The sequence below is a fragment of the Nonomuraea sp. NPDC003707 genome, assembly GCF_053587055.1.
Window position 1 is genome coordinate 1 of the sequence record NZ_JBSFNK010000092.1, and the last position, 12,697, is coordinate 12,697.

Genomic DNA, 12,697 nt, shown 5'->3' on the forward strand with positions numbered 1-12,697 from the left:
CTGACACAGCACGGCGAGATAGCCATGTACCGACACGAGCTATCACGTTCCGTCACCACCGAAAGTGGGCCAGAGCCAGTGACCGTACAGACCCGACCGCCCAGGTACGTGCCGCGCAGGTACGCGTTGGTGAGGTTCGCGCCAGTCAGGTCCGCGTAGGTCAGGTCCGCGCGGTCCAGGCGCGCATCGCTCAGGTCCGCATCGCGCCGGGGTGGTGTCGAGCGTGTGTCCACCACGATGGTGATCGTTCGGGGTCCTGTGCCTGTGACGATCAGCAGGTCCGGCGGTAAGAGATTTCGGGCATGAAGGTCTTCCAGTCTGCTTCGGACAGCGGGCCGAATTGGGCGCACAGCGCGACTTTGATCTGGTCGGGTGCGATGAGGTGGGTGCGCAGGCGGCCTTGGTCGTCGAGGGCGAGGACGGCCGAGCCGTCGGGTGCGAAGGCGAGGGTCTCGATGGTGCTGGTGGGGAAACCGGTCAGAGTTCCGTAGGGGGTCTTGCTGGGCACATGCCACAGCCGGATCTGGTCCGAAGCTCCCTCGGCGATGGCGAGCAGGTCTCCATCTGGTGAGAACCTCATCCAGCGAGTAAGCCCGCTGTTGATCTGGGCCCGGGCCAGGCGCTGGAGGGTGCGGCCATCGTAGATGGAGAGCGTATTGTCCGTGACGACTTGGTCGGCGAGGACTCCGTTCCTGCTGAGCGCCTGGGGACGCCACAGCTCGGTGTTGGGGCTCACCAGTCTCTTACCGGTGGCGACATCGACCACACCTTGGTCGGGGGCAGAGACGACGCTCCGGCCGTCGTGGCTGAAGAGGATCTGGGAGTCCTCGCCAAGCTGGCTGGACGCCGCTATCCGGGCAAACGCCTGCGGCTGGCCGGTGGAGGTGGCGCGGCGGGTTCCCAATGGGAGATCCCACAGGTCTAACCGGGTGGTGTATCCGGTCAGGGTGACCACCGCCAATGTCTTGCCGTCTGGGGAGAACGCCACCGGCGTGTCGGTGCCGAGCTTGCGGTGGGTTCTCAGCGTGTTCTTCCTGGTCGAGGAGGCGATGTCCCAGATCTCGATGTCTCCGTTGGCGTGGATGTAGGCCAGCAGCCGCCCGTCCTGCGACAACTCCAACCGTCCGGGGCCCTTCCTCCAGTCGGGCTCAGGGATGGGCAGTGTTGCCCGGAGGGTACGCCTGATGGGATCCCAGATCTCCACGCCGCGATAGTCGTAATACCGTCGCAGCGCGAGGGTCGTGCCGTCCGCGCTGGTCACCGCAGAGTCAAGACTGTCGAGAAGGCGGCCGGGGGCGAGCTGGACGGGATCGCGGAGAGTGCCGAGGGATAGGACGGTGATGCCGTCGTAGACACAGCGCAGCGTGCGGCCTTCTGAACCGAAGGTGATATTGGCCACGCAGTTACTCGCATCGGTACGCCAGACCGGCTGACCGAGAGGGATCTGCTTGAGATCCCAGATCGTCGTGCCTGTGCGCACGTAACGACCGTCGGCGCTGAAACCGAGCCCGAGTCCGAGCGAATCGGGCAACAAGCGGACCCCGTAGAAGGGCGCGTATTTGCCTACTCTGCCGCTTTTTTTGATTTTGTCGAGGTCGATGAGTCTGACATCAGAGCCGCGCTGTCGCACGGCGACGACCTTGCCGTCATGGCTGACAGCCACCTCCACAATCGGCTCTCCTTCGAACACGAGCCGCGGCTGGTGCGCCTTCCGGCCTGTGTCGAGATCCCACCACTCCAGTGTCGCCCCATCCGCTCGGATCAGCTGTTTGCCGTCAGGCGTGAAGATCGCCGGGTAGTTGATCAGTTGTTGTGCGATCTCGAGGATCAGTCGTCCCGTAGCGGTGTTCCACACCTTCACCTTGTCGGGGTGGTATTCCGCACTCAGAAGACGCGTACCTGTGGCGTTCAGCACCGCGTACGGCCTTGGGACGTGAAAGGTCACCGGCCACGGACGTCCAGTTGCGGTGTCCCAGATGCCGACGGTACCGTCCTGCCGCACGATGGAGATCGCTTGGCCGTCGCCGCTGAGCGACACGATGCGGGTGGCGCCTGATTCGGCGATCGGTTGTCCGGTCAGGGTGATGGTGCGCGTCACCTTCCGCTGATCCACATCGATGATCTTCACCTCGTGGCCCAGCGAACGAGCTGCGGCCGCCAAGCGGCCGGTGGTGTCCTGGGTCCATTCCCAGTCGCCATCGGTTCCCTCAGGTCGATAGGTGTAGAGCTCCGGTTGGTTGTACAGCGTCACCAGCGTGCTTCTGGTCTCGATTGCCTCAGGGGCCAGGGCCGCAGCCGCCACACCGAGTTGCTTGGCGAGGACGGGGTCGGTGCCTGCCATCGCCGCGGCGGCGTTGGCGGCCTGCGCTCCGATCGCCTCATCACGCTGTGCGGAAATGGTCCGGCTCTGGGCGATCGTGATGGCCGCCGTGGTGGTGGCGATCACCAGCAGGACGGCGAGTACTGCGCTCAGTACTGTGCGGTTGCGGGCGCGCCGGTGGGCGGCGTCCCGCTCGTCCAGGTCTTGCCGGATGCTGGCGTCGAGGAAGTCCCGGGTGTCGTTGCCATGCCTATCGCCGTCGTCTTTGCTGGCGTCTTGCGCACTGGCCAGCCGCAGGCCCCGATACAGGTACGCCGAGTCGCGACCGTTGCCGGCCCATGCGCGGGCGTCCCGGTCGAGCTGCTCCCTTACCAGGAGCACGTCCCGATGCTCCTCGATCCAGTCGCGCAGCTGCTTCCAGGCCCGGATCAGCGCCTCGTGGGTGAACTCGGCCGTACTGGCCGTAGGGGTGCTGTCCACGGTCACCAGCCGGTGCTCGATGAACCGGTCGAGGACCTGGCGGGCGGCGGCATGTCCCGGACTGTCCTCGGGCCCGAGCAGTTCGGCCAGCGGTACCTTGCGGCGCGAGGGCTCGCTCCCCTCACCGAGATGGACCAGCCGCGTCAGCAGCCGCTGGGCGTGGTCGCGGTGGGCCAGGCCCACCTTCTCCAGTGCGGTGTCGGCGGTGCGGGTCAACGACTTGCTGACCCCGCCGGTCGCCTGATAGCCGGCCAGGGTGAGCTTGCGTCCTTCACGGAGCTTCCACGTGGCGAGGAGGGTGTGCGATAACAGCGGCAGGACGCCGCCGGGGTCGCTGGAGATCGCGGGGAGGACCGTGTCGTCGGTGGAGGCAGCTCCTAGATCCTCCAAAATCCGCTCCGCCAGCCCTGGCTCCAGCGTGAGCTCCGCGCGTTCGGCGGGCCCTTCGATGACCTCGCGCAGTTGCGCCGCGGTCATCGGCCCGACCACGAGCGGACGGGCCAGGGCCGCTGCCAGTTCAGGATGGGCGGCGCAGTGGCCGAAGAGATCGGCGCGCATCCCGATCACCACCACCGCCGCGGGCACCCCTTGCGCGGTGGAGCTGGCCGCGTGCAGCGCCTGGATGAAAACCCGGCGGTCATCCGCGCCGGTACGGGCGGTGAAGAGCTCCTCGAACTGGTCGACGACAAGGAGCCGGCACCCGGCCCGCGTCAGCAGGTCGTGCAGCAGAGCGGGCTTGTCGGCCAGGCGATCCCGTATCTCGTCCGGAGCAGAGTCGCCGCAGAAGCGCTCGGCGAGCATCTGGACGGGGTCGCCGCGCAGGGCTTGAACGGAGGTGCCGCCCGGCGTGAGAACCACGTGACCGGCCGGCCAGGACTTGTCGGCTTCGGGGATGAGACCAGCCCGCAGCAGCGACGACTTGCCCGCTCCCGAAGGCCCGGTCACCAGCAGCATCCCGTCCCGCCCAATCTGCGCCGACACCCGATCCCAGAGCAAGCCAGTCAGATCCCGGCGCCCGAAGAAGTACTCCGTGTGCTCGGGCTCGAAGGCTTCCAATCCTCGGTACGGCTCCGCGTCGTCACGGTCATCGCGCTCGGCGCGGGCATGGGCCCGCTTCCAAGCACCCAGATCGGCTTCGGCGATCCCGAAAGCGCACAAGACCTTGCGCAGGGTTCCCCACCGCGGCAGGCGCTTGCCGCTGACCATGTCGTGCACGGTCGCCACAGCGCTGTCGGCCGCGGTGGCCGCCTTCAGGTAGCTGCCTCCGAACTCATCGAACAGCTGGCGCAGCGCCGCGTGCAGGTCCGCACGGCTGTTGATCTTGGCCGGGTCGGCCATCAACTCTCCCGCTGGAGGCGTCTTCCGGTTCGGCTATTCGGTTCCGTTCGGGATCGTAGAACTCTTCGTCGTCCGTTACCTGCCGGTTGCCGTGATTGTGTGATACCGGATGTGCCCGAACGCCGCCGGACCTGACCGTTGGCGTCATGACCACCACGATCCTCGCCACGATCGGCGCCATCGTCCTGCTCCTGCAGACCGCCACCCGAATCCCGCCCGCCCTCACCGACCTCCTTCGCGCCCTCATCCCCGTACGCGAGGCGCTACGCGAACTCCTGCACCGGCAGGACTCATCCCAGTAGCCCCCCACCACCCCCAACCAGAGCGCTAGCGGCTAGCTCCCCCACGACGGGGGTACCCGAGGGCCGCCGCCGCTACTGACACTTTCGTGGCGGAGCCACCGACACTCTCGGGCTCTGGCCCACTCTCGATGATTAGTGACTCAGGGTGAGCTCGGCGGGAGGGACCGTCAGCATGCTGTCGGAGATGCCGACCAGCTCTTGTCCTAATCGGGACGTTGTCTCCGGTCAAGGGCGATACCTTCCAGCGAGGGGTGTTCACGAATAGGGCTGGCCTGGGGCGCAAGAGGGGTTGAGAAGATCGCTTCCCGAGAAGAGAATGATCGCTTCCCGCGTAGGCAGCCCGGGCGCTGACCGTTCAGGGGGATTGCCATGTGGCAGGGCCAGCCGAGGGAGGGCTTGTCTGCGGTGGGTGAAATCATGTTCTTGCAAGATCTTCGTGCAGGGGTGAGCAGGAGTCCGGAAAGCTTTTCAGCTGGCCCGGCCCAAGGTCACGGTGCGGGTTCCGGGTGTGAAGTCGCCGAAGGACTGTTGCCAGGACTCACCGGGCCAGTAGTACGTCACAAGGCCCTCGGCGGGCCGGTAGTGGGCGGTGTACAGCGTTACCGTCCCCTGCTCGTCGACGGATCGATACAGCGGCGGCTTGAGCATCGCCGCCACGTCCGCGCCCGCGGCGCGGATGGCTCGCAGCCGCTCCTGCGTCCGCATGGCCCGCTCCTGCTCGTCGGTCACCGGCAGGTGCTGGTGATTGGAGGCGCAGGCGTCCGGTGCCACCGTCGGCGGCATATCCGGTCCCACGAACACCGTCATCGCCTTCTTGGGATCGACAAGGGTGAGGTTCTGGGGGACGGCGACCGGCAGGGACCGCAGCCTGTCGACCGCCTCATCGACGGTGTCGCACGTCTCCAGCAGGTAGCGCACGAGGATGAGAATGGCGAAGCCACGTCCGTAGACAGAACGTCCGCCCCAGGTGAGCGAGACCGCGAAACCAGCGTCGTTCATCCCGTCCAGCAAGCCCCACAGCATGTCCTGCATCCCGATCACGGGGCGCAGGAAGCAGGAGGAGACGATGGTCCCCTCGCACTGATCGGGCCGTAGGTCATAGTTGCGCAGCAGAGTGCCGTTCTGGCCGATCTGGGTGCAGGACTGGGAGAACGGCCGCAGTGCCGCGTGGGTGAGGAAGACTTCCGCCTCGGGCCGGTTGAGTTGGCCGGCCAGGCGGTCCAGAACCGGGACCAGTTCCGGCAGGTGCGCACGGAACAGCGCCCGAACACGATCCGCGCCCTCCGGAGTCCGGCCCTCCTTGGTCAGCAGGCCCTCCATGTCCTGCCACAGGGCCCGGGCGTGGGCGGCCCACCGCCCGTCGCCGCCGTCGCCGACCTCGATCGCCTGGAAGGTCTTGTGCTGTTGCCGCATGGCTGCCACTTTCCCTGTGAGAATCGGACGAGGTGAGGGCAACCTAGCTAATTGTGCGGGTAATTCACCAGGTGGCCGCCATCGGCGACGGCCAGGCGCTGGATCTGATGAAGCCGCTGAACGCGAGCGTGGCCGATTCCAAGTAGGCGAACATGTCCCGCGTAGGAGAAGCCGGGAGTCAGGAAGGCTGGCGCTTAGGGCATCCATCGTGCGCGGAGCACGCCATCTATCGGGTGATCCGTACTCCGTGCCCTTTGCCAAGTTGGCGCTGGATCGCCGTGGCCGGGTCGCGCGCCGTGGCCGCGTCGGCAGGGGACGCGCCGACGAGGGCCGGTCCGGCCAGGGTGAGGACCGCGACCGTCGTCCATCGCCCCATCGGGTTCTCCTCGTGAAGGGCCCGATACTTCCGCCGACACGGGCCGAAGCGATGATCTTTGCAGAAGGAGGTCTAACCGTGATCACAGCATGCCCGACGACTCCCACACGCTGGTCACTGACCTGATCCACGGCCGTCGGCACGCCCGGAAGGCCATGGGGCGGCTCGGGCCTGAACTTGCAAATGGCTGTGACTTCGTTGCGGAAGTTGCGGCTGGAAAGCAAGGAAGATCTTGTGATGTGTCTGCACTCGCGTGGCTTTAATGCCTACAGTGTGGAGTTGCAACTATTCGGTGCGTGAGTAAGCCGGAGTGCGGCCAGGCGCTGGGGTCATCGAGCCCGAGGGGGCGATGGTGCCATCACGGTTTGAACAGATGAGTGTCGCTCAGCTTGTCGAGCGACTGGACGACGAGGAAGCCCAGGCGCGGCAAGAGGTCGCGGCGTGGCGCGAGATGATCGCCGAGGCCGAGGAGCGGCTGGAGCAACTGACGGCGGTCCGGCGCACCTTGGCCAGGTTGCAGGCCAAAGACGAGCTGTCGAGCCGGAACCCCGGAGAGGATCTCCGGCCGGAGAACGCGAGTGACGGGTGCGATCCGGTTGAAGTGCTCGATCACCACGCCCGGGGCTCGCACGAGCCGGTCACCGGTGCGGCTGACCGTCAAGATCCGGCCGAGTCTCCTCACCTTCAACCGGTGCCGTCCGCAGGGTTTTCCGCAGCGGCTCTCGGCACTACTCCTGCCGAGTGGCCCTCGTTGACCGGCGTTAACCGGCAGGTCGTCATCATGTTGGCCTCGGCGGGTCGCCCGATGCGTGCCAGGGAGGTCGCGCTGGCGTTGGGCGAGCCGGATGTTCACAAGCGGGTGGAAGTCGTCCGAACCCGGCTCAAGCGTCTGATCGGCAAAGGGTGGCTGGCCGAGCACCAGCGCGGTCAGTTCTCGATCGCCGAGGGCCTCAACGGCGCCACGCTGAACGGGGCCGCCGCTGACCATTGATGAGTTTGCCGTCATCCCTGTGGTCCGGGGCGACGGCAAAGGGGGTGCCGCCGAGGGTTCAGCTCGGCGGCACCCGGGTTGCGTGAGCGCCCTACAGGTCTAACTGACGGTGGCTCGCGCGCTTCTGAGCGTAACGCGCGATGCGGGCGCTTGGGGGCCGTCGAGCCTATTTCGCCTGCCCTGCCCGATGCCCGGCAGTGCGGAAGGAGGACGATGATGGGTCTCAGCCCTGTCGATGGCCGGTCCCTGCACAATGGTCGATCACAACTCGCGCCACCTGCTGCCTTACCGGGTGGTGGGCCACAGCGGCTGCCCGAGGGCGCTCTCCAGCAGGGCGATGGTGGCCACGTCCGGCCAAGAGGTCCCGGCGAGCAGGTCGGCGATGGATTGTCGGTTGACCCCGGACAGGCTGGCCGGGCCGCGCCGGCTCAGCTTGCGCGCGGCGAGTTCACCGGCCAGGGTGGCGGCGATCGCCTGAACGACAGCCGCGGCCACGTGGCCGGCCAGGTCCGCATGGGGCCAGGCTTGCGGGTCCTGGGCCAAGTCCCGGGGCGCGGTGGAGCGGGCTCGTCCGCCGACCATGACAATGTTCTCCTATCGGTCGAAGTCGTCGCGCTGCGTAACGACAGGTTGTCCTGCCGTTACGAGTGGGGTGTGACCCTCGACCCGGAAACCTCGGCGAAGATCACCCGGTATCGGCCACGCGTCCCACCACCGGAGTGGGAGCAGGTCGCCGACACGGTGCGGATGCTGGTGGCCGCCAGCGCCGACCGCTGCCCCTACAACGTGGAGCGGCTGCTGCACGCCACCACCCGGCTGGCCACCTGGTGCCATCGCCGCGGCCTGCCCGACGACCCGGAAGTATGGCTGCGGCACGAGACGATCGACGCGTTCGTGTTGGCCGGTTGCACCGATCTCGCGCCGAGTTCGGCACAGACCTACCGCAGCTGGCTGCGGCATATGCGCGCCAGCGTGGCCTGGCTGGAACGCGGCGAACAGGCGCCACCACCGATGAAAGCCCCCAAGAGTGTCAGCCCGCCGTACTCGCCGGCCCAGCTGGTCGGCAACCGCGGCTATGACTTGACGTTGGACCTGCCCAAGTCCGTGAGCGTGCTGTACGGGCTGGCCGACGATGAGCTGGCCCGCGGCATCGAGGACGCCTTCGCCCAGGCGGTGTACGACACGGTGGCCGCCGTCGAGGTCTGGGCCGGCTACGGCATCCGCAGCGAAAAGGGCGAGGGCAAGACCGGGACCCGGGTGGAAGGCACGGGCCTGAGCGGGTGGATCATGTGGCACAGCTCAGCCAGGCCGGTCCAGGGTCAGGTCGGTGATCAGCATCTGCACGCGCACGTGATGTTCGCCAACATGGTGCGCGCGGTGGATGGCACGTGGGGCGTGTTCGGCGATGGGGGACGTGACCTGCTGCGGCATGACAAGGCGGCCGGGACGCTGGTGCAGGCCCGGCCGCGGCGGCTGCTGAGCGAGTGCTACGGCATCGCCTGGCGACGCGATGAGCACACCGGCGCGTGGGAGATCGCCGGTGTCGGCGCCGAGCTGCGGACGCTGTTTTCCAAGCGGGGCGGCCAGGCCGCCGCCGAACTGCTGGCCAAGCTGGGCCTGGCTGATGCCGCGGCGGCCAGCACCGCGCAGCGCAAGGCCGCCGGCGCCAAGACCCGCGAGGCCAAAGACAGCGTCACCAACGTCGCCCAGGGCAGCAGTCCGGCCGGGCCGGTGGACGCGCGCACGTCCTGGCGAGCGCAGGCCTGCGCTCGCCGGTGTCGAGGCGGCACGGCTGACTGCCTCCTGCGTGGGCGCCGCCCCAGGGCTGCCGCAGCGGCCCAGCCCGAAGGCGATCGCCGCGTGGATCTGGCGGCCGGGAGACAGGCTGACCGGCCACACCAAAATCGTGTCCCGGGCCGACGTGCTCGCCGAAGTGATGGACGAGCTGCCGGACGGCGTTGCGGGCTTAGCCGACGCGCTGACCGAGCAGGTGCTGCGGCACGGTCCGGTGTTGCGGCTGGCCACCCCGGTCGGCGCCGTCACCTTGTCCAACGGCGAGCGCTACACCTCCACCGACGTCACCGACGACGAACAGCAGGCGCTGGCGGCCGCGCGTGCCGGGTTCGGCGCGGGCCTGGCGCTGGTGGATGAGGTGGCCGCCGAGCTCGCGCTGGGCGCGTTCGAGGCCGGCGCCGGCATCGCGTTGAGCGACTCCCAGCGCGAGGTCCTGGGCCGCCTGGTGAGCGGCGGGCACGCGGTCGAGGCGGTCATCGGCGTGGCCGGCATGGGCAAGACGACCCTCATGGCCGCTGCCCGCTCAGCGTGGGAGAGCCGCGGTCTGGTGGTCGCCGGCGCGGCCACCGCCGCGGTGGCCGCCATGGGATTGGTCGCCGAGTCCGGCATCGCCTCCGACACGATCGCCACCTGGCTGCTGCGCATCAAGGGCGGGCCCGGCCTGGACGTGCTGGTGGTCGATGAGGGCGTGATCGTGGATGACCGGCAGCTGGCCGTGCTGCTGAGCGAAGCCCGCCGTACGCGGACCAAGGTGGTGCTGATCGGCGACCCGGTCCAGCTGCGCGCCATCGGCGTAGGCGGCGCGTTCGCCACGATCCACCGCCAGGTCGACTGCCTGGTGCTGAGCGAGAACCGGCGCCAGCGCGACCCGGGTGAGCGGGCTGCCCTCGCGTTGTGGCGTGCAGGGCGGCGTGAGCAGGCGCTGCCGTACCTGGGGCCAGGCCGGGCGGGTGCACGCCGGGCGCGCCGCGGACGACACCATGGCGGCGATGCTGGCCGACTGGCAGCAAGCCCGCGCCGCGTAGGCCGGAGACGTGCACGCGGAGCTGGCGAACGTGGCGCTGCTGGCCGGCAGCAATGCCGACGTTGACCGGCTCAACAGTGCGGCGCGGGCGGTGCGCCGCGCCGCCGGTGAGATCACCGGGCCCGAGGTGCGCTACCGCCAGCCGGGTGGCCGCACGCTCGCCCTGGCGGTCGGCGACCACGTGCGGGTGCACACCAACGACTACCGCCAGCGGCACGGCCGGGGCGCAACGTGCTCAACGGCTACCGCGGCCGCGTGATGGCGATCGACGACCAGCGGCGGGTGCTGGTCGAGTGGCGCGCCCCGTACGCCGACGGGCTGCGCCTGGAACAGGAATGGATCACCCTGGACTACATCGCCGCCGGCGGGCTCGGTTATGGCACTGCCTTGACGGTGGCCGCGACGCAGGGCGCCACCGTCGACCGGGCGCTGGTCTACGGCATGGGCCTGGACCCGCACAGCTTGTATGCGGCGATGTCGCGCGACCGCGAGATGGTCCGCCTCTACCTGCCGCGCGAGCTGCTGGAGAGCGACGCCGACCGGGCCCGGGCGGCGAGCCGGACAGCTATGAGGTGGAGCTGCAGCGCGCGCTGGCCGCCTACGCCGCCACCCTGCGCGGCGATCGCGCCGACCGCCTGGTGACCGCCGAGCCCGAGCCGATCGCTCGTCAGCACGCCGAACGGGAGCGCGCCGCCGGACCCGCCCGCGCTCCGCGTACGGTTGAGCGGCTGACCGGCCAGGCCCGCGACCCGGACCGCCAAGACGCCGAGCAGACTGCAGAGCCGTCGACGGCCGCCGGTCCGGCCGACGTCGGCGACGAAGGCCTGCGCCAAGCCCAACGGGACCTGCAGGACGTCGAACGCGAGGCGAAGGCCGCCGTACAGCGCGCCGGCGCCCTGCTGACCCTGACCCAGCAGCCGTACGGGGTCGGCCTGCTCACCGACGCCCAGCTGGCCGCCCGCATGAAGCCGCTCACCCAGCGCGCCGCGGCGGCGGCCCTCACGCTCGCGGCCGCCGAACAGGAAGCTCAGCACTACGCCCGCGGCGGCGGCGGTCTCACCGAACGGGCGCTGCAGCAGAAGTGGGCACGGCTCACTGAACAGGTCCGCCAGATCGACGCCGCCGAGCACGCCGCCCACCGCCTGCAGCAGGCCCGCCAAGCCGTCGTCGACGGCCGTGAGCGGCTCCGCCAGCTGCGCCAGGGTGAGGCTGATCTGTAGCGCGAGCTGGATGGGCTGGGCTGGCTGCGCCCCTCCCACCGGGCTCGCCGTCGCGAACTGGACGCGACCTTGCCCCGCATCCGTGAGGACCTGGCCGCCGTGCGCGAGCGCCTGGCGCCCGTCCTGAAGGAAGGCCCCGCCCTGGAGAGGGCCGCCCAACAGGCCGCCGCCGCGGCGCCGCCCCGGGCGGCCTGGCCGCTGGTGCGGCGCCGGCACGACGACCTCGAACGCGACCTGGTCACGGTCCAGCGCGAGGTCCGGGCCCGCGACGTCGACGACGCCACGTACCGCGCCCGCCACGCCCACCAGCTCGCTCGGCAAGAGCTGGCCGCCCTCCACGCAGAGCGCCAGCGCCGCGCCGGCCTGCCGCCCGACCGGCGCGAGCTCGAACGCACCGCCCGCGCCGAGCACGCCCGACGCCAGCGCGCGGCCGCCGCCCGGGCCGACGACCCCATCCGTCCGATACCCGGGCGGCAGCGCGAGCACGAGCGCCGCCAGGCCTACCGGCCGCCACCTGGCCGCGGCGTCGACCGTGGTGTCGACCGCGGGCCCGGGCTGAGCCGCTGACCCGCGGCTCCGGTGGCGGCGGCGATGAGCGGCACCAGGCCGCTGGCGGTGGGGATGTGCTGCCGTACAGGGGGCCGATGCCCACATGCGGCGCGTCGGGCCTCCTGGCATGAGCTTCATTACGGCTCACCGGTCCCGACCGGGCCGATGAGATCTCTCAGCTGGCTCACCGTGTCGGTGAGCGGCTGACGCGTGTCGATTTCCATCGTTGCCGATGCGCGGAGCAGCGGCTCGACCTCAGCCGTGTCTTTGATGATCCTCTCGCGTTCGTCGAGGGTCTTGCCAAACGGGTTGGTTTCACGGGCGGCGATACGCTCGAGCATCACCTCGAGGGGCGCGCTGAACAAGATGACCTGATCGAAGCTGGGATAGAACTTGCCTTGGTTCCGGGACGTTCCGGAGATGAAGAGCGGCACGCCTGAGACTTCGTGCTCGGAGATCAGCTCGGCAATTCGATCCTCACGCCATTGCGACTCAGCGCCGGCGCCGTCAGGAGCTGGAACGTCTTCCATCCAATCGCCATAGTCGGTGTCCACAACCCGATAGCCAAGCCGCGCCAACTCGCCGAGAACCGTCGACTTCCCGGTGCCGGACATACCGGTTATGAAGATCACCGCCACGTCCTCATCTTAGGGATGATCAACGGGCGACTAATCCGCAAGATCTCGGACGAACACCCGCCTACTTGCCTAAACGTGGCTCAACGGCCTTCAAGCAGCTGCCCGATGCCCGGGCTACAGCGCGAGCACGAGCACCGCCAGGCCTACCCGGGCTGAGCCGCTAATGGAAGCTACCGGGTCGGTTGATCAGGCAGACTCGGTGCCTGGTAGCCGCTGGTGAGTGAGCACTTCCTTCCGCTGGACCATCGTGAG

14 protein-coding genes are annotated in these 12,697 nt (G+C 69.0%); 8 read left to right on the forward strand and 6 right to left on the reverse strand.

Annotated elements, in window-relative coordinates; genetic code table 11:
• Nucleotides 1–236 (reverse strand): pentapeptide repeat-containing protein (locus tag ACWDRB_RS66955; RefSeq protein ID WP_449912632.1); only part of this gene is annotated, 236 nt, incomplete at its 3' end.
• A gap of 35 nt (nt 237–271) precedes the next feature.
• A complete protein-coding gene (locus ACWDRB_RS66960; protein WP_449912634.1) occupies nt 272–4,138 on the reverse strand; it encodes an nSTAND1 domain-containing NTPase in 3,867 nt (1,288 codons plus the stop codon).
• 146 nt (nt 4,139–4,284) lie between these two features.
• On the opposite strand from ACWDRB_RS66960, the gene ACWDRB_RS66965 reads away from it, so the two are divergent.
• Nucleotides 4,285–4,440 carry a hypothetical protein gene (locus tag ACWDRB_RS66965; protein ID WP_449912636.1) on the forward strand — a complete coding sequence of 52 codons (156 nt, stop codon included), beginning with the start codon at nt 4,285–4,287 and terminating at the stop codon, nt 4,438–4,440.
• A gap of 468 nt (nt 4,441–4,908) precedes the next feature.
• On the opposite strand, the gene ACWDRB_RS66970 is transcribed toward ACWDRB_RS66965, so the two are convergent.
• Complete coding sequence (locus ACWDRB_RS66970; protein ID WP_449912638.1) at nt 4,909–5,853, reverse strand: C45 family autoproteolytic acyltransferase/hydolase; 945 nt, start codon at nt 5,851–5,853, stop codon at nt 4,909–4,911.
• Nucleotides 5,854–6,079: 226 nt separating this feature from the next.
• Nucleotides 6,080–6,229, reverse strand: a complete 150-nt coding sequence (locus ACWDRB_RS66975; RefSeq protein WP_449912639.1) for a hypothetical protein — start codon at nt 6,227–6,229, stop codon at nt 6,080–6,082.
• Nucleotides 6,230–6,602: 373 nt separating this feature from the next.
• Between ACWDRB_RS66975 and ACWDRB_RS66980 the strand changes: the two genes are divergently transcribed.
• Nucleotides 6,603–7,220, forward strand: a complete 618-nt coding sequence (locus tag ACWDRB_RS66980; RefSeq protein WP_449912641.1) for a hypothetical protein — start codon at nt 6,603–6,605, stop codon at nt 7,218–7,220.
• Nucleotides 7,221–7,505: 285 nt separating this feature from the next.
• Here ACWDRB_RS66980 and ACWDRB_RS66985 read toward each other — a convergent pair whose 3' ends face one another.
• On the reverse strand, nt 7,506–7,802 hold the full coding sequence (locus tag ACWDRB_RS66985) for a hypothetical protein (RefSeq protein ID WP_449912642.1): 297 nt from the start codon (nt 7,800–7,802) through the stop codon (nt 7,506–7,508).
• A 72-nt stretch (nt 7,803–7,874) separates the two neighbouring features.
• On the opposite strand from ACWDRB_RS66985, the gene mobF reads away from it, so the two are divergent.
• The 6 genes from mobF (at nt 7,875) to ACWDRB_RS67015 (ending at nt 11,825) form a co-directional block, all read left to right on the forward strand.
• Nucleotides 7,875–9,371: a MobF family relaxase gene (gene mobF / locus ACWDRB_RS66990; protein WP_449912644.1), complete on the forward strand. Its 1,497-nt coding sequence runs from the start codon at nt 7,875–7,877 to the stop codon at nt 9,369–9,371.
• A 1-nt stretch (nt 9,372) separates the two neighbouring features.
• Nucleotides 9,373–10,104 (forward strand): AAA family ATPase, encoded by a 732-nt coding sequence (locus ACWDRB_RS66995; protein ID WP_449912651.1) that lies wholly within the window; start codon nt 9,373–9,375, stop codon nt 10,102–10,104.
• On the forward strand, nt 10,070–10,297 hold the full coding sequence (locus tag ACWDRB_RS67000; protein WP_449912645.1) for a hypothetical protein: 228 nt from the start codon (nt 10,070–10,072) through the stop codon (nt 10,295–10,297). The genes ACWDRB_RS66995 and ACWDRB_RS67000 overlap by 35 nt, the downstream gene beginning before the upstream one ends.
• A complete protein-coding gene (locus ACWDRB_RS67005; RefSeq protein WP_449912647.1) occupies nt 10,294–10,680 on the forward strand; it encodes a hypothetical protein in 387 nt (128 codons plus the stop codon). The genes ACWDRB_RS67000 and ACWDRB_RS67005 overlap by 4 nt, the downstream gene beginning before the upstream one ends.
• Nucleotides 10,611–11,258, forward strand: coding sequence for a hypothetical protein (locus tag ACWDRB_RS67010; protein ID WP_449912648.1), 648 nt, complete (start codon nt 10,611–10,613; stop codon nt 11,256–11,258). The genes ACWDRB_RS67005 and ACWDRB_RS67010 overlap by 70 nt, the downstream gene beginning before the upstream one ends.
• A gap of 69 nt (nt 11,259–11,327) precedes the next feature.
• Entirely contained in the window at nt 11,328–11,825 is a 498-nt protein-coding gene (locus ACWDRB_RS67015; RefSeq protein ID WP_449912649.1) for a hypothetical protein, read from the forward strand.
• A gap of 119 nt (nt 11,826–11,944) precedes the next feature.
• Here ACWDRB_RS67015 and ACWDRB_RS67020 read toward each other — a convergent pair whose 3' ends face one another.
• On the reverse strand, nt 11,945–12,445 hold the full coding sequence (locus tag ACWDRB_RS67020; RefSeq protein WP_449912650.1) for an AAA family ATPase: 501 nt from the start codon (nt 12,443–12,445) through the stop codon (nt 11,945–11,947).
• Between the last annotated feature and the right edge of the window lie 252 nt (nt 12,446–12,697).